Origin of the sequence: Streptomyces sp. NBC_01808 (assembly GCF_035917395.1) — a bacterium.
In the GTDB taxonomy this organism is placed as follows: Bacteria; Actinomycetota; Actinomycetes; order Streptomycetales; family Streptomycetaceae; genus Streptomyces.
On record NZ_CP109072.1, the window covers coordinates 7,634,319 to 7,649,611 of the forward strand.

Sequence of the window (15,293 nt, forward strand, 5' to 3'; positions counted from 1 at the left end):
ATCGGGGGCACGGCTGTTAACGACTTGCGTCGAAGATATCTCAGACTTATGTCTTGTCAACATGAAAAAGTAGTGGTGTGATGCAGTCCGCCAACGCTTAAGTCGATCCAAGGAACAGTCAAAGGATCAGAACATGCGCACGTGGACCCGGCGGTCGCGGATCTCGGCCCTGCTCGCGAGCACCCTCGCCATGGGTGTGCTCGCCGGCTGCGCCACCGGCGCCTCCGGTCCGGGCAAGCCCGACCGGAAGATCACCGTGTGGTCGGAGGAGAGCCTGACCGACCGCATCGCCAGCACCCAGAAGGTCATCGACCGCTTCGAGGACGAGACCGGCGTCGAGGTCGAGCTGGTCGGCGTGGACGAGAACCAGCTCCCGCAGCTCATCATGTCGGCCGCCGCCGCCGGCGACCTGCCCGACGTGATCGGCGCCGTACCGCTCGGCCAGGCCTGGCAGATGTACAGCAACGAGCTGCTGAACACCCGCATCCCCGCCGAGGTCGTCGACCGGCTCGGCGAGGACACGTTCGACGCCAACGGGCTGCGCCTGACCGCCGACGGCGGCACCCGGCTCGGGGTGCCCTCCGACGCCTGGGTGCAGATCGTCGCGTACCGCCAGGACCTGTTCCGCGAGGCCGGACTCGACGTCCCCGACGACTACGCGAGCCTGCTGAGGGCCGCCGAGACGCTGGACGTCAAGGGCCGCGACGGGATATCCGTCGCCACCGACCCCGCCGACGTCTTCACCCAGCAGAGCTTCGAGGACCTCGCCCTGGCCAACGGCTGCGACCTCGTCGACGGCGACGGCGGCATCGGCCTGGACTCCGGACGGTGCCGCACCGCCTTCGAGACGTACGACTCCCTCGCCCGCCAGTACGGCCCGCCCGGGCTGCAGACCGTCGACACCACCCGGGCCACCTACTTCGCCGGCCAGTCCAGCATGATCATCTGGTCCTCGTTCCTCCTGGACGAGCTGGCCGGGCTGCGCAACGACGCCATGCCGAGCTGCGCCGAGTGCAAGGACGACCCCGGGTTCCTGGCCGCGAACAGCGGCATCGTCACCTCGCTCCAGGGCCCCGGCGGCGCGGAGCCCGCCCAGTTCGGCGAGATCACCTCGTGGCTCGCCACCAAGACCGCCGAGACCGAGGCCTCCACCCAGTTCATCGAGTACATGATGGGCGCCGGCTACGAGGACTGGTTCGGCATGGCGCCCGAGGGCAAGATCCCGGTCCGCACCGGCACCCCCGGGCAGCCCGAGCGCTACCTCGACGCCTGGCGCGCCAGCGACATGGGCGTCGACACCAGGAAGTCCATGGAGGAGGTCTTCTCCCCGGAACTGCTCGACCAGCTCGTCGCCGGCGTCGGCGACATGAAGCGGTGGGGCATCGACCAGGGCGAGGGCGCGCTCGTGGGCGCCACCAACGGCGAACTGCCCGTCGCCAAGGCCGTCGGCGCGATGACCTCGGGACAGACGAGTCCCGGGGAGGCCGCGCGCGAGGCGTACGAAGAGGTCGACGCGTTGAAGACCTCCCTTGACTGACCGGCCGGCCCCTCTCCCCCCGAGGAACCCTCACCGAGGAAACCGCACATGACGACGATCGACAGCCGCCCCGCGGCGAACTCCGCGGACCCCCGCCCGCCCGCCGGCGGCCGGCCGCGCACCCGCCGCCCCATGACCGCGAGCCGCCGCGAGAACCGCGCAGGACTGGCCTTCGTCAGCCCCACGTTCCTGGTGGTGCTGGTCGTTGTGATCGTCCCGATCCTCTGGACGGTCCTGCTGGCCTTCCAGGACGCCAAGCTCGTCGACATCCAGGGCATGGGGCTGTTCGGCAACTGGTCGCTGGAGAACTTCTCCGACGTCTTCGCCTCGGCCGGCTTCTGGTCCAGCCTCGGCACCACCCTCGTCTACACCGTCGGCGCCACCGCGGGATCCGTGCTGCTCGGCCTGGTCGCCGCCCTCGCGCTGCGCCGCCCGTTCCGCGGCCGCGGCCTGCTGCGCGGCTCGATGCTGCTGCCGTACGTCGCGCCCGTCGTCGCCGTCGCCTTCGTCTGGGAGGTGGCGCTGAGCCCCCAGTACGGCGTGGTCAACGAGTGGGGCAGGGACGCCTTCGGCTGGGACGACCCGATCGCCTTCCTGTCCACCCGGCAGTACGAGGTGAGCCTGCTGGGCTGGCACTTCGACATACCCCTGGCCCTGCTCACCGTCATCGCCTTCGAGATATGGCGGTACTTCCCCTTCGCCTTCCTCTTCCTCCTCGCCCGGCTGCAGGCCGTGCCCGACACCCTGGAGGAGGCCGCCACCGTGGACGGCGCCACGGTCTCGCAGCGCTTCCGGCACGTCCTGCTGCCGCAGCTCATGCCCGTGATCGCGCTGCTGTGCGTGCTGCGCTTCATCATGACGTTCAACAAGTTCGACGACGTCTATCTGCTCACCGGCGGCGGCGCCGGCACCGACATCGCCGCCGTGCGCGTCTACGACTTCCTCACCTCGCGCTTCGACGTGGGCGCCGCCGCGGCCCAGGCGCTCGTCCTGGCGGCCGTGCTGACGGTGCTTCTGGGCATCTACTTCAAGTTCTTCGCCAAGCGGGTCCAGGAGGAGGCGTGATGACGCGCGCGCAGTTCGAGGACCGCCTCTTCGGCACGCTCCGCTGGGTGGTGATCGCGTTCCTGGCGCTGATCACGCTGGTCCCCTTCTACTACATGGTCGTGCTGTCGCTGAAGCCCATCGACTCCCTGCTGGTCGACCCCGGGTCGATGTGGGTGTCGGCGAAGGAGCTGACGACCGCGACGTACCGGGACGTGCTCAAGCCCACCGAGGACGGCGGCCAGGGCTTCCTGAAGCTGATGCTCAACTCGGCGCTGGTGTCGCTCGGCACCGTGGTGCTCACGCTCGCCGCCGCCGTGCCCGGTTCGTACGCCGTCAGCAGGCTGAAGTTCTTCGGCAGCCGCCAGGTCAGCGCGATGTTCCTGGCCGTCTACCTGTTCCCGGCCACGCTGCTGGCCGTCCCGCTGTTCGTGATGTTCGCGCGGATGGGCCTGTCCGGCAGCCTCGTGGGCCTGGCGATCGTGTACGTGGCGCAGACCGTGCCAGTCTCCATCTACATGCTGAAGAACTACCTCGTCACCATCCCGGCCTCCATCGAGGAGGCGGCGTCGCTCGACGGCTGCAGCAGGGTGCAGACGCTGCGCAAGGTGGTGCTGCCGCTGGCCGCGCCCTCGCTGATGGCCACCGGACTGTACGTCTTCATGATCGCCTGGAACGAGTTCCTGTTCGCCCTGCTCTTCCTCGCCGCCGAGCCGGAGAGCTGGACCGTCTCGCTCGGCCTGGCGCAGCTCTCCAACGGCATCGAGGTCTCCAAGACCGTGCTCATGGCCGGTTCCGTGGTCCTCACCATCCCCGTGGTACTGCTGTTCTTCGCCGCGGAACGGCTCCTCACCGAGGGCCTGACCAGCGGCGCGGACAAGGGCTGAGCGGAGGACGACGTATGCGCAACCAGGCGAGCGCGGGGCAGTTGCTCCAGCTCATCCGCACCGGCGAGGCCACCACCCGGGCCGCGCTGCAGGAGGCCACCGGCCTGTCCCGCTCCACCGTCGCGGGCCGGCTCGACGCGCTCCAGGCCGCCGGCTGGCTGCGCGGTGCCGCCGGCGTCTCGACCGGCGGCCGGCCCTCCGTGCAACTGGAGTTCGACACCGGGCACGCCGTCGTGCTCGCCGCCGACCTGCAGACCCGGCACGGCCGCGCCGCCGTCCTCGACCTCGCCGGCCGGCCGCTCGCCGAGCGCACCGACGAACTGCGCGTCGGCGACGGGCCCGAGCCGGTCCTGGACGAGCTGGGGCGCTGGTTCGGCCCGCTGCTCGCCGAGGCCGGGCGGGGCACGGACGAGGTGTGCGGCATCGGCATCTCGGTGCCGGGTCCGGTGGACTTCGACACCGGGCTCGTCGTGCAGCCGCCGATCATGCCCGGCTGGGACGGCTACCCGATCCAGGACCACATGCGCCGGTCCTTCGTCAAGCACGCGGAGGGCCCCGAGGACGTGCCGGTGCTCGTGGACAACGACGCCAACCTCCTGGCGTACGCGGAGCAGCGCGCCGGATACGCCGACTGCGCGGCCTTCGTGCTCGTGAAGGTCTCCACCGGCATCGGCGCCGGCGTCGTCGTCGACGGCCGCATCTACCGGGGCATCGACGGCGGCGCGGGCGACATCGGGCACGTACGGCTGCACGACGGGATGGACGCCCTCTGCGCCTGCGGCTCGTACGGCTGCCTCGCCGCCGTCGCCAGCGGGCGGGCGCTGGCCGGCCGGCTCACCGAGCTGGGCGTGCCCGCCACCTCCGGCTCCGACGTGCGCGATCTGCTGGCCGCCGGGCAGCCGGACGCGGTGCGGCTCGCACGCGAGGCCGGGATGCGGGTGGGCGAGGTGCTGGCCACGGTCGTCACGCTGCTCAACCCCGGCGTGCTCATGATCGTCGGCGACCTCGCCGGCACCCCCTTCCTCACCGGCGTACGGGAGTTGCTGTACCAGCGCGCGATGCCGCGCACCACCGCGCACCTCCAGGTCGTCACGCCGGGACTGGGCGACGCCGCGGGGCTCGCGGGCGCGGGGGCGCTGGTGGTGGAGCACCTGTACGCGCCGGGACGCGCGGACGAACGGCTGGCTGCCCGCAGCGGAAGCGGGGCGCGATGACGGCCGGTGCCAAGGCTCCGGTGCCGCCGGTACGGGTCGGGCTCGCCGGCGCGGGGCCCTGGGCCCGCGCCATGCACGCCCGGATGCTCGCCGCCGGGCCCGAGACCGAGCTGACCGCCGTCTGGGCCCGCCGCCCCGGGGCCGCCGCCGAGGTGGCCGCGCCGTACGGCGCCGCGGTCGCCGGCTCCTTCGCCGAACTGCTCGACGGCTGCGAGGCCGTCGCCTTCGCCGTACCGCCTGCCGTCCAGGCCGAGCTGGCCGTACGCGCCGCCGCCGCGGGCAGGGCGCTGCTGCTGGAGAAGCCGCTCGGCCCCGACCTCGGCGCCGCCCGCGCCGTCGCCGCCGCGGTCGCCGAGCACGGCGTCGTCTCGCAGCTCGTCCTCACCAAGCGGTACCACCCCGCCACCCGCGACTTCCTGCGCCGCGCCGCCGCCGCGGACGTCACCGGCGCCCGCTCCTGCTACCTCCACGGCGCCTTCCTCGGCGGCGACTTCGCCACCGCCTGGCGTCTTGAGCACGGTGCCCTGCTCGACCTCGGCCCGCACCTGCTGGACCTCCTCGACGCCGCCGTCGGCCCCGTCGCCGCCGTCCGCGGCACCGGCGACCCGCGCCGCTGGATCGAGCTGACCTGCGAGCACGAGAACGGCGCCGTCAGCCAGGCGTCGCTGTCAGGCAGCGTCCGGCTGCCCGCCGCCCGCACCCGTGTCGAGCTGTTCGGTCCCGGGGACGAACTCGTCTACGACACCGCGGGGCTCGACCACGAGGAGTGCTGGCCCGTGCTGCGCCGCGAGTTCGCCGCCGCCGTCCGGGCCGGCCGCCCCGGCGGCCTCGACGCCCGCCGCGGGCTGCGCCTCCAGGAGCTGCTGCACCAGGCCCTGCCCGGCTGAACCGCGTGCGGTTTTCCGCCGGTCACCTCGCTTCGGGGACCGGTCCCCGGACCGCGCGGGACACTGGTGGGGCACGTACCGTCACGAGCTCCGGAGGCCGGCGATGACCCTGCGAGAGAGCCTGGCGCGCGGCGCCGCGCCGTCGCCTCCCGGCACGTTGCACGCCCGCAGCGTCGCCGGCGGCATCCGGGTGCCGCCGGGCGCCGAGCGCGTCGTGCGCTTCGGGCGCGACAAGGACGAGGTCGACCTGTGCGTCGGCGAGGACGACCTGCGCGTCAGCCGCCGGCACGGCGAGCTGTCGTACCAGCGCAGCACCTGGTGGCTCAGGAACACCGGGCAGCAGCTCGTCCGGCTGCCCCGCGGCCGGCTCATGCACCTGAGCACCGAGCCGATCCCCCTCGCCCCCGGCTACACACCGCTGTTCGTCAAGGGCTCGGGGCACCGCGAGCACCTCGTCGAGCTGTACGTCACCGACGCCGGCGAGGCCGGCCGGGTGCCGCGGCACCGGGCCGAGACGCTGCCGCCCAAGCGCTGGACGCTCTCCGGGGAGGAGCGGCTGGTGCTCGTCGTCCTCGGGCAGCAGTACCTGCAGTACGAGTCGGATCCGCGCCCGCTGTCGTACCGGCAGGCGGCCGAGCTGCTGGCCTTCCTGCCCGGCGCGGAGGGGATCACCAAGCGCGTCATCGAGCACCGCGTCGAGGACGTCCGCCGGCGGCTGGCGCGCGGCGGCTTCCCGTACCAGGTGACCCGGGGCGACGACGGCGGCGGCCCGAGCGACAGCGTCCTGAAGCACAACCTGCTGCGCGGACTGGTGGAATCCACGACTCTGGTGCCGCCCGATCTCGAACTGCTGGACGACTATTTCTCGAGCTGAGCGCCCTTTTCGCCGCTTCCGCGCCGCCGGCGCGGGGAAGTCGTGAAGACGTCGTGCCTGCGCCGCGCGCAGCCGATAAGTTTCGCCTGCAGACGGGCGAAAGGAGTCGCGGTGCGCGTGGGTCAGCTTGTCGGCGACCGCTACCGGCTCGAAGAGCTGATCGGTGACGAGGGGCGCGGCGAGGTGTGGTTCGCCGCGGACGAGCAACTGGGCCGCCCGGTCGTGCTCAAACGCGGCGGCGCCATCGGCGAGCGCCCCCGGCTGCTGGGCGTGGCCCGGGCCCAGGCGAAGGCCACCCACCCGCACGTGGTCACGCTCTACGGCGTGGAGTTCATCGAGTCGGGCCCGGACGCCGGCTGCTGGCTGGTGATGGAGCACGTCACCGGCGGCAGCCTGGAGAAGCAGCCCAGGATGGCACCCGAGAAGGCGGCGCGGACAGGGGCGCAGATCGCGTCGGCGCTCGCGGCTCTGCACGCCAACGGCGTCGTGCACTGCGACGTCAAGCCCGCCAACGTCGTCATCACCGACGACGGCACGCCCAAGCTCACGGACTTCGACTCCGCCCAGCGCACCGGCAGCAACGAGACCATCTCGCCGGACCGCCCGCTCAGTTACACCCCCGACTACGCCGCCCCCGAGGTCGTCAACGGCTCGCCCGTGCCCCGCTCGGACGTGTACTCCCTCGCGGCGATGCTCTACAAGGCCGTCACCGGCGTCCCCCACGACGAGGACGACGGCGACGAGGACGAGTCCACCCTGCGCGAGTGGAAGGTCAGCCAGGGCGTGCTGCGCCGCGAGCGCGACACCGGGCCGCTCGCCGGGCCGCTCGAGGCGATGCTCCGCCGCCGGGCCGACCGGCGGCCCGACGCGGCCGAGGCCCGCCGGTTGCTGGAGGAGGCGGCCGGGCAGCGCAGGTGGGCGCGCCGGTTCGGCTTCCTCGGCGCCCCGCGCCGGCATCCCCGGGCGACCGCGGCGGCCGGTACCGCGCTGGTGACGGCGGCGGCGGTGGCCGGCGCCTGGTTCTGGTGGCTCACCCCCGACCGCGACGACGAGCCGGGCGGTACGCCGGGCGACGAGAAGCCGCGCGCCGGCTCGATCATCGGCGACCAGCGCACCATGGACCCGTGCGCGCTGACCGACCCCGGCGAGTTCGCCCGGTTCGGCACGTACGTGGAGCGGGACCGCGACTACGGCAACTTCGACCGCTGCGACGTGCTGGTCTATCCGCAGGTCGAGGAGGGCGAACACATCGATGTCCAGGTCGAGTTCGACTCCGGACCCGCGCCCGAGTCGCCGGCCCCGGTGCGTACCTTCGGCGGCATCGGCATCATCGAGGAGCCGCAGGAGGGCGACGAGTGCGCGCGGGCCCTTGTCCTGCCGGACGAGGCGGACCGGGACGTCAGCATCTGGATCTACGTCGACGGCGGGGACGCCCGGGACTACGGCGGCATCGGGACCCTGTGCGACATGGCCGACATCGCCGCCAGGACCGCCAGCGAGACGCTGGGCAAGGCCCGCGCAGAGAAGCGCACGGTGCCGCGCCGCGACCCGCCGGCGGCGGACGTCTCGCTGCTGTGGCTCGACGCCTGCCGGCTCCTCGACGCCCGCGCGCTGGAGATCGTCCCCGGCGTCGACGCCGGCGACCCCGACGTGGGCTTCGGCAACTGGGACTGCGACTGGTACAGCACCACGCGCGACATAGAGATCCAGTTGCGCTACGACCGCGACCAGCCGCTCAGCGGCGAGGACGGCAGGGTGACCATGCTGGCGGGCCGGGACACGGTCGTCTCCCCGGCGTACGACGGCGAGGACACCTGCACCGTACGGGTCGAGTACCGCGAGTACCCCGACGAGAACGGGCAGAAGGCCGTCGAACTGCTCTACCTCACCCTCGACGGCGACGACGAGTCGCCGGACGAGTTGTGCGCGATGGCCACGCGGCTCGCCGAGACGGCCGCGGGAGAGCTGCCGAAGATCTGAGCCGGTCCGGCCCCGGCGGTACGCGCAGGCCCGTGACCGGCGGCGGGGAGGGGTCCCCGGAGGCAGGGAGCACCGTGGGGCGGTCGGCAGCAGCCGGCCGCGGCCGAGGGGACCTGCGATGGACCGTATCCGAGGACGCCGGGGATGAGCGGGCGCGACAGCCTGGCCCGTGGCGTGACGCCCGCTCAGCCGGGCACGCTGCACGCGCGCTCGGCCACCGACGGCATAGAGGTGGCGCCCCTGCCCGGGCTGACCGTCCGGTTCGGGCGCGGTCCTGGGGACGAGGGCGCCGGCGGGGACGTCGAGTTGCACGTCGGCCGGCGGGACCAGGGCGTGAGCCGGCGGCACGGCGAGCTGACGTTTCTGGAGGGCGGCTGGACGCTGCGCAACACCGGCCAGCAGGCGCTGCGGCTGCCGCGCGGCCGGCTACTGCCGCCGGGCTCGGACCGGTTGCCGCTGGCCGCGGGGTACACGCCGGTGTTCGTCAAGGGCTCCGGCTTCCGCGAACACCTCGTGGAGCTGTACGTGGTCCGCCCGGAACCGGTGCGTCCGGGGGGGCTCGCGGGCGCACCGCCGCCGGCGGCGTGGGCGCTGTCGGAGGACGAGCGGCTGGTGCTGGTGGTGCTGGGGCAGCGGTATCTGCGCCACGAGCCGGACCCGCGCCCGCTGCCGTACCGGCAGACGGCGGAGGTGATGGCGTTCCTGCGGCCGGGGGAGCGGTGGGACGCGGCGGAGGTCGCCCGCCGGGTGGAGGACGTACGCCGCCGGATGCCGCGCGCGGCGGGGCGGTCGCCGGCGGTACGGGACGAGGAGCCGCCGGAGCCGCAGGGCTGCACGCCGGACCACCGGCTGCTCACGGACCTGGTGGCGGCGACGGCGCTGGTACCGCCGGACCTGGGGCTGCTGGACGCCGGGGGAGGCTGAGGCGATCCGCGGCCGCGGGCCTCCCCGCGGCCAGACAGGGCCTAGTACTACAGGGCTAGATCTTGATCATGGGGTTGGGAGAGACTTCGTCCATGGCAGCGACGCAAGCCCGTGATCAAGATCTCCCGCAAGGCGCGGTAACCCGTGCTGAATTAGCCGTGTGGAAGCGCGAGTTCACTGCGCTGCGCGAGCGGATCAGTCCGCTGTTCTACCGCCCTGAATCCCGCGAGCACGCCCACCAGTACCTGCGTGGGCTCCTTTCGCCGCTCCAGCGGAAGAACGGCTGGACCATTGCCGAGTTCGCTGGCGCCAAGGAACCCAAGGCGCTCCAGCGGTTCTTGAATCTCACCCCCTGGAGCGCGGACCTGCTGCGGGACCTGACCCGCGACTACGCCATGGAACATTTCGCGGACCCCCGGGGCGTGCTCATCGCCGATCCCACCGGATTCGCCAAGAAAGGGAGGAAGTCGGCCGGGGTCCAGCGCCAGTACTCCGGCTCCCTCGGGCGTATCGATAACTGCCAGATCGGGACATTCCTGGCCTACGCAAACCGCAGCGGCGACCGCGTCCTGATCGATCGGGAGCTGTATTTGCCGCAGGAGTCCTGGTGCGCTGACTTCGAGCGCCGCCGCGAGGCGGGAATCGATGACGAGGTGGTCTTCCGTACCCGTCCGCAGCAGGTCCAGGCCATGATCGAGCGCGCGGTGGCGGCTGGGGTGCCGTTCTCGTGGTTCACGGCGGACGAGGAGTTCGGTCAGAACCGCGGGCTGCGCAGATTCCTGGAAGAAGGCGGCACCGCGTACTGCATGGCCGTTCCGAAGTCCACCGACATCAACACCGGGGGCGTCACCACCAACCCTGATTGCCCGACCCGCTTGGACGTCCTGGCGGCCGGCTTGCGGCCGGGGGACTTCACGCGCCGCGCCTGCGGTATCGGCGCGAAGGGGTTTCGGACCTACGACTGGGCCGTGATCGCCGGGCGCGAGAGACACCTGTATGTGATCCGGCGCAACATCGACAACGGAGAGATCTCCTACTTCCACTGCCACAACCCGCGCCAGGAATCGCTGTCGGAATTGGTCGCGGTCATCGGACTGCGCTGGCCGGTCGAGGAGTGCTTTGAGGCCGCGAAACAGCAGGCCGGGCTGGACAACTACCAGGTGCGCAAGTACGACGCCTGGTATCGCCACATCACCATGTCCATGCTGGCGTTGGCATTCTTGGCGGCGATGGCGCGGGTCGCGAAAAAAGGGCTCCGCAAGACCGGACGAGCCCAGGAGGCCACGAGTGCACGCACGCCGACTCGCAGCCTTGACCATCGCCGAGGTTCGACGGTTGTTCAACTTGATCGGTTCCGCTCGCACCCTGGTTGACCTCGGGCTTCGCTGGTCGATCTGGCGTCGTGAGCATCAGGCCGAAGCTCGTCGCCATCATTTTCGGAGGCGATTGCCACTCCAGATGATCAAAATCTAGCCCTGTAGTACTAGTCCGCCCGGTCCTGCGGCGTGCCCCGGGCTGCCCTCGAAGCCGCCGCCGTACGGCCCTTCGGGGATCACCGCCGGGTCGCACGGCGTTCATCTTGCGGCCCGACCCTCGGCAGCAGCCGCCGCGTCAGGACGCGGCACCCGGCAGGACTGGGAGGGCGTCATGGGCCACGGACACCGTCACCGCGACCACCGCCGGCCGGGCGCACGGCCCGCCGCCCGTACCGCGACCCGCTGGCGCGCATGAGCGGTGCCTACGTCCTCGGCGCCGACCCCGGACTGACCGAGCTGCGCGACGCGGACCACCTGCTGCACGCGCTCGCCGGCGAACTGCGGCTGCCGCGCACCGCGTACGGCTGCACCCACCTCGTCGCGGGCGACCGGCCCCGTATCGCCGTCTCCCTGGCGCTCGCCGGCGCCACCGACGCGGCCGCCGCCTGGCGGTGGCTCACCGCGCGCGGCCACGCCGTCGCGGGGCTGCCCGGCGGCACCCGCCACGGCCCCGGCGAGGCCGCCGCGGCGGCGGCCCGCGCCGCCGCCGAGCACGCCTCGCGCAGCGTCGGCCGCGCGGTGCTGTACCCGGGGGCGGACGCGCTGACCGGGACCATGACGGTGGGGGAGCTGCTGGGCGCCTCGGCGATCGAGCAGGTCGTGCTGCTCGGCGCGCCGCACGGGCCGCCGTGGGAGGCCCGGATGGTCACCCGCGGGCACGTGCGCCCGCAGTGGCTCGACGGGCGGCTGGTGCTCGCGGTGATCCCGGCGGCGGCGGAGACGCTGATCCCGTTCGAGGCCCCGGCCCCGACGCCGTGCTGCACGGGCCGCTGACGCCCCGGGACCGTACCGGCCGCCGCCTGGTGCGACGCGCCGCCCGTCCCGGTCCGCCGGCCCGCCGATCCGTGGCAGCGGGCGGCGGGAGCCCTGCCCCCGCCGCCCGGCCCGTCACTCGTCGGCGAAGATCTTGACCACGATCTCGCCGTCCGCGGTGGCGTAACCCCGGTACATGCCCGAGGTGTTGAAGGTGAACGCGAGGTTCTTGCGGGAGTCCAGCGCGATCACCCCGCCGGTGTCGTCGCCGCCCAGCACCTCGGTCCTGTCGATCGCCTCCCCGGCCGCCTTGGACACCGACCGGCCCAGGTACTCGACCTGCGCGGAGATGGTGTGCGTCACGGCCTCACGGATGAACAGCTCGCCGGTGCCGGTCGCGGACGCGGCGATGTTGCCGTTCTTCGCGTACGTGCCCGCACCGACGATCGGCGTGTCCCCGACGCGGCCGACGGGCTTGTTCGTCAGCCCGCCCGTCGACGTGCCGGCGGCCAGGTCGCCGTTGCCGTCGATGCCGACGGCGCCGACCGTGCCGGTCTCGCCGAAGTCGAAGTCCGACTCGCCCTTCTTGGCGGCCATCAGGGACTCCCAGCGCCGCTCGGTAAAGAAGTAGTCCTGGGTCACCAGCTCCATGCCGCGGTGCTGCGCGAACCGTTCCGCGCCCTCGCCGCTCATCAGCACGTGCCGGGAGTTCTCCATCATCTCCCGCGCCAGCGAGATCGGGTTCTTGATGTGGGTCACCCCGGTGACCGCGCCGGTGTCGAGGGTGGCGCCGTCCATGAGGGCGGCGTCCAGCTCGTTCTCCGCGTCGGTGGTGAAAACCGCGCCCTTGCCGGCGTTGAACAGCGGCGAGTCCTCCAGGACGTTGATCGCCGCCTCGACGGCCGCGACGCTGGACTCGCCGTCCGCCAGCGCCCGCTGCCCGGTGCGGACGGCCTCGGTGAGCTTGGCGCGGTACTCCCGCTCCAGCTCCGGGGTCATGTCCTCGCGCCTGAGGGTGCCGGCGCCGCCGTGGATGGCGAAGACGACGTCGTGCGCCGTCTCGCTCGTGTTGGGGTCGCCCGGCTCCTTCGGATCCTGGGTGGTGCGGGTACCGGCCGCGGCGGCCGGCGCCCGGTCGGCCGCCGCGCCCTGCTGCGGCGCGGCGGCCGCCCCGAGGGCGGTGACCGGGGTGATCACGACCGCCGCGGCAAGCAGCGCGGTGCGCGCGAGCGTCGATGTCCTGCGAAACATGAGCCGCTCCTCTCGCTGGTGCACATCATTTGGCGGCCGGGCACGCGGCCCGGCCGCCGGGGGCGATCATGGCGCCGTACGGGCCGGCTGCCAAGGCGTCGTACACCACAGAGCGGGCGGGGCGCACCTGTCAGCGGCGGGTGACGACGACGGCGTTCGCGGTGACGATCACGGCGATCGCCGCCCATTCGTACGGGCCCAGCCGCTGGTCGAGCACGGCCATGCCGACGAGCGCCGCCAGCACCGGGTTGACGCTCATGAACGTGCCGAACAGCCGGGCCGGGACGCGGCGCAGCGTGAGCAGGTCGGAGAGGAAGGGGACGGCGGAGGAGAGCACGCCGGCGGTGACGGCGTAGCCGAGGGCCGCGGCGGTCGGCGGGCGGTGGGCCAGGACGATCGCGCCCACGGGGACGTACGCGAGGCCGGAGACGGCCGCTGCCGCCGCCGGGCCCTGGACGCCGGGCAGCCGGCGGCCGACGGTGCGGCCCAGCAGGATGTAGCAGGCCCAGCAGACGGAGGCGAGCAGGGCGAGCGCGATGCCCGCGTAGTCGGCGGCGGGGCGCGGGCGGGTGAGGACGGCGACGGCCGCGCCTGCGGCCAGCGCACATGCCAGGTCGGTGCGGCGGCGGGTGGCGGCGAGCGCCACGGCCAGCGGGCCGAGGAACTCCAGCGTCACCGCGAGGCCGAGGCCGATCCGGCCGATCGCGGTGTACAGCGAGAGGTTCATGACCGCGAACACCGCGGCAAGACCCAGCACCGGCCACCACTGCGCGCGCGTGAACGTACGCATCCGGGGCCGGCCCACCGCCAGCAGCACGGCACCGGCCACCCACTGCCGTACGGCGACCACCCCGGCCGGTCCGACGACGGGGAACGCCAGCGCGGCGACGGCGGCGCCGGTCTGGTTCGACAGCCCGCTGCCGAGCATCATCGCGACGCCCGCCGCACGTCCCGCGGGCCGGGCGTCCTCCCGCGGGCGGGCGCGCGGGAGGACGGCGGCGGGCTGCGGTTCGACGGTCATGGCACGGAGCATGCGCGCCCGGTTCGTATGCGCAAAATGCATGTGTCGCGCGTTCTATACGCTGAAGTCATGGATCTGGAGCTACGCCACCTGCGCTGCCTGGTCGCCATCGTGGACACCGGCAGCTTCACCGACGCCGCCATCGATCTCGGCGTCTCCCAGGCCGCGGTCTCCCGCACCCTGCTGGCGCTGGAGCGGATCCTGGGCGTCCGGCTGCTCCACCGCACCAGCCGGAGCGTCACCCCGACCACCGCGGGCGTCCAGGTGCTCGCCCGCGCGCGGCACCTGCTCGCCGAGGCGGACGACCTCGTCGGCGAGGCCACCACCGGCCACACCCGGCTGCGCATCGGGCACGCCTGGTCGGCGGCGGGACGGCACACCGCGGAGTTCCAGCGCCGCTGGGCCGGCCGGCACCCGGAGGTGGAGCTGCACCTGATCCGTACCAACTCGGCCACCGGCGGCCTCGCGGAAGGGCTCTGCGACCTGGCCATCGTGCGCACCGGTGTCGACGAGCGGCGCTACGCCCACGCCGTCGTCGGCCACGAGCGCCGCTACTGCGCGATGGCCGCCGACGACCCCTTCGCCCGCCGCCGCAGCCTGCTGCTCGCCGACATCCGCGACCGCACCGTCCTGGTGGACCGCCGCACCGGCACCACCACGGCCGAGATGTGGCCGGAGGCGGACCGGCCGGCGGTGGAGCACACCCGGGACGTCGACGACTGGCTCGCGGACATCGCCACCGGCCGCCGCGTGGGCCTCACCCCGGAGAGCACCGTGGCGCAGTACCGCCGCGACGGCATCGTCTACCGGCCCGTACGCGACGCGCCGCCGGTCGCCGTGCGGTTCGTCTGGCGCCGCCACGACCCGCACCCGGCCACGCACGCCGCGGTGGCGCTCCTCCAGGACCTCTACCGCGAGCACGAGGCCCGCCGGGGCGGTAAGACCCGCCGGGCGCGGGGGCGTTGACACCGGTGGGGTGAGCGCGAAGACTCGGCGGGTAGCCCCGAAGTGAACACTCGTGCGCCAGGCGCACGCGGGACCCGGTGCCGGGAACCATGCCGGAGCCGCCTCGCCCCGGGAGGTGCAACAGCCGTGGCCGCCGGACCACCCCTGACGCAGCGCCGGATATCCGACGAGACCGCCGCCGCCCGGCGCGCCACCGCCGAAGCCGCGGCCGCCGGTGCCCCCGCCCTGGCCGACGGCATCGCCGACGCCGCCCTCGTCGAGCTGCCCCGCACCGGCCACCTCGCGTCCGTCGAGCGGCCGGCGCCCGTACTGGCCGCCCTGCTCGCCCACTTCGCGCCCGCCGCGCACGGCCCGGGCAACTGGTACAGCCCCGGCTGAACCCGGCGTCGGGCCACCCGTCCCCGGCCGGGCGCCCGTTGT

Annotated in this window: 14 protein-coding genes; 12 read left to right on the forward strand and 2 right to left on the reverse strand. The window is 73.2% G+C overall.

The window, feature by feature from the left end:
- Positions 1-133: 133 nt before the first annotated feature.
- The 10 genes from OG946_RS33525 to OG946_RS33570 all read left to right on the forward strand — a co-directional run bounded on the left by OG946_RS33525 (position 134) and on the right by OG946_RS33570 (position 11,656).
- On the forward strand, positions 134-1,537 hold the full coding sequence (locus OG946_RS33525; RefSeq protein ID WP_326799698.1) for an ABC transporter substrate-binding protein: 1,404 nt from the start codon (positions 134-136) through the stop codon (positions 1,535-1,537).
- Between the two features lie 48 nt (positions 1,538-1,585).
- A complete protein-coding gene (locus OG946_RS33530; protein WP_326799699.1) occupies positions 1,586-2,602 on the forward strand; it encodes a carbohydrate ABC transporter permease in 1,017 nt (338 codons plus the stop codon).
- Positions 2,602-3,468, forward strand: coding sequence for a carbohydrate ABC transporter permease (locus OG946_RS33535; protein WP_326799700.1), 867 nt, complete (start codon positions 2,602-2,604; stop codon positions 3,466-3,468). The genes OG946_RS33530 and OG946_RS33535 overlap by 1 nt, the downstream gene beginning before the upstream one ends.
- Positions 3,469-3,482: 14 nt before the next feature.
- The gene (locus tag OG946_RS33540) at positions 3,483-4,682 is read left to right on the forward strand and encodes an ROK family transcriptional regulator (RefSeq protein ID WP_326799701.1); all 1,200 of its coding nucleotides are present in this window, start codon (positions 3,483-3,485) and stop codon (positions 4,680-4,682) included.
- Positions 4,679-5,569 carry a Gfo/Idh/MocA family protein gene (locus tag OG946_RS33545; protein ID WP_326799702.1) on the forward strand — a complete coding sequence of 297 codons (891 nt, stop codon included), beginning with the start codon at positions 4,679-4,681 and terminating at the stop codon, positions 5,567-5,569. The genes OG946_RS33540 and OG946_RS33545 overlap by 4 nt, the downstream gene beginning before the upstream one ends.
- 103 nt (positions 5,570-5,672) lie before the next feature.
- Entirely contained in the window at positions 5,673-6,443 is a 771-nt protein-coding gene (locus OG946_RS33550; protein WP_326799703.1) for an FHA domain-containing protein, read from the forward strand.
- Positions 6,444-6,560: 117 nt separating this feature from the next.
- Positions 6,561-8,423 carry a serine/threonine-protein kinase gene (locus tag OG946_RS33555; protein WP_326799704.1) on the forward strand — a complete coding sequence of 621 codons (1,863 nt, stop codon included), beginning with the start codon at positions 6,561-6,563 and terminating at the stop codon, positions 8,421-8,423.
- A 144-nt stretch (positions 8,424-8,567) separates the two neighbouring features.
- Positions 8,568-9,347, forward strand: a complete 780-nt coding sequence (locus OG946_RS33560; protein WP_326799705.1) for an FHA domain-containing protein — start codon at positions 8,568-8,570, stop codon at positions 9,345-9,347.
- A 92-nt stretch (positions 9,348-9,439) separates the two neighbouring features.
- Entirely contained in the window at positions 9,440-10,720 is a 1,281-nt protein-coding gene (locus tag OG946_RS33565) for an IS701 family transposase (protein ID WP_442814244.1), read from the forward strand.
- Positions 10,721-11,074: 354 nt separating this feature from the next.
- On the forward strand, positions 11,075-11,656 hold the full coding sequence (locus OG946_RS33570) for a hypothetical protein (RefSeq protein ID WP_326799706.1): 582 nt from the start codon (positions 11,075-11,077) through the stop codon (positions 11,654-11,656).
- A gap of 114 nt (positions 11,657-11,770) precedes the next feature.
- On the opposite strand, the gene OG946_RS33575 is transcribed toward OG946_RS33570, so the two are convergent.
- Together OG946_RS33575 and OG946_RS33580 are read right to left on the reverse strand one after the other, a co-directional pair.
- Positions 11,771-12,886 (reverse strand): isoaspartyl peptidase/L-asparaginase family protein, encoded by a 1,116-nt coding sequence (locus OG946_RS33575; RefSeq protein ID WP_326799707.1) that lies wholly within the window; start codon positions 12,884-12,886, stop codon positions 11,771-11,773.
- A 130-nt stretch (positions 12,887-13,016) separates the two neighbouring features.
- Positions 13,017-13,919 carry an EamA family transporter gene (locus OG946_RS33580; protein ID WP_326799708.1) on the reverse strand — a complete coding sequence of 301 codons (903 nt, stop codon included), beginning with the start codon at positions 13,917-13,919 and terminating at the stop codon, positions 13,017-13,019.
- 57 nt (positions 13,920-13,976) lie between these two features.
- Here OG946_RS33580 and OG946_RS33585 point away from each other — a divergent pair, with 57 nt between their 5' ends.
- On the forward strand, positions 13,977-14,873 hold the full coding sequence (locus OG946_RS33585) for a LysR family transcriptional regulator (protein WP_326799709.1): 897 nt from the start codon (positions 13,977-13,979) through the stop codon (positions 14,871-14,873).
- Positions 14,874-14,999: 126 nt separating this feature from the next.
- Positions 15,000-15,251 (forward strand): hypothetical protein, encoded by a 252-nt coding sequence (locus OG946_RS36275; RefSeq protein WP_442814562.1) that lies wholly within the window; start codon positions 15,000-15,002, stop codon positions 15,249-15,251.
- Positions 15,252-15,293 lie beyond the last annotated feature (42 nt).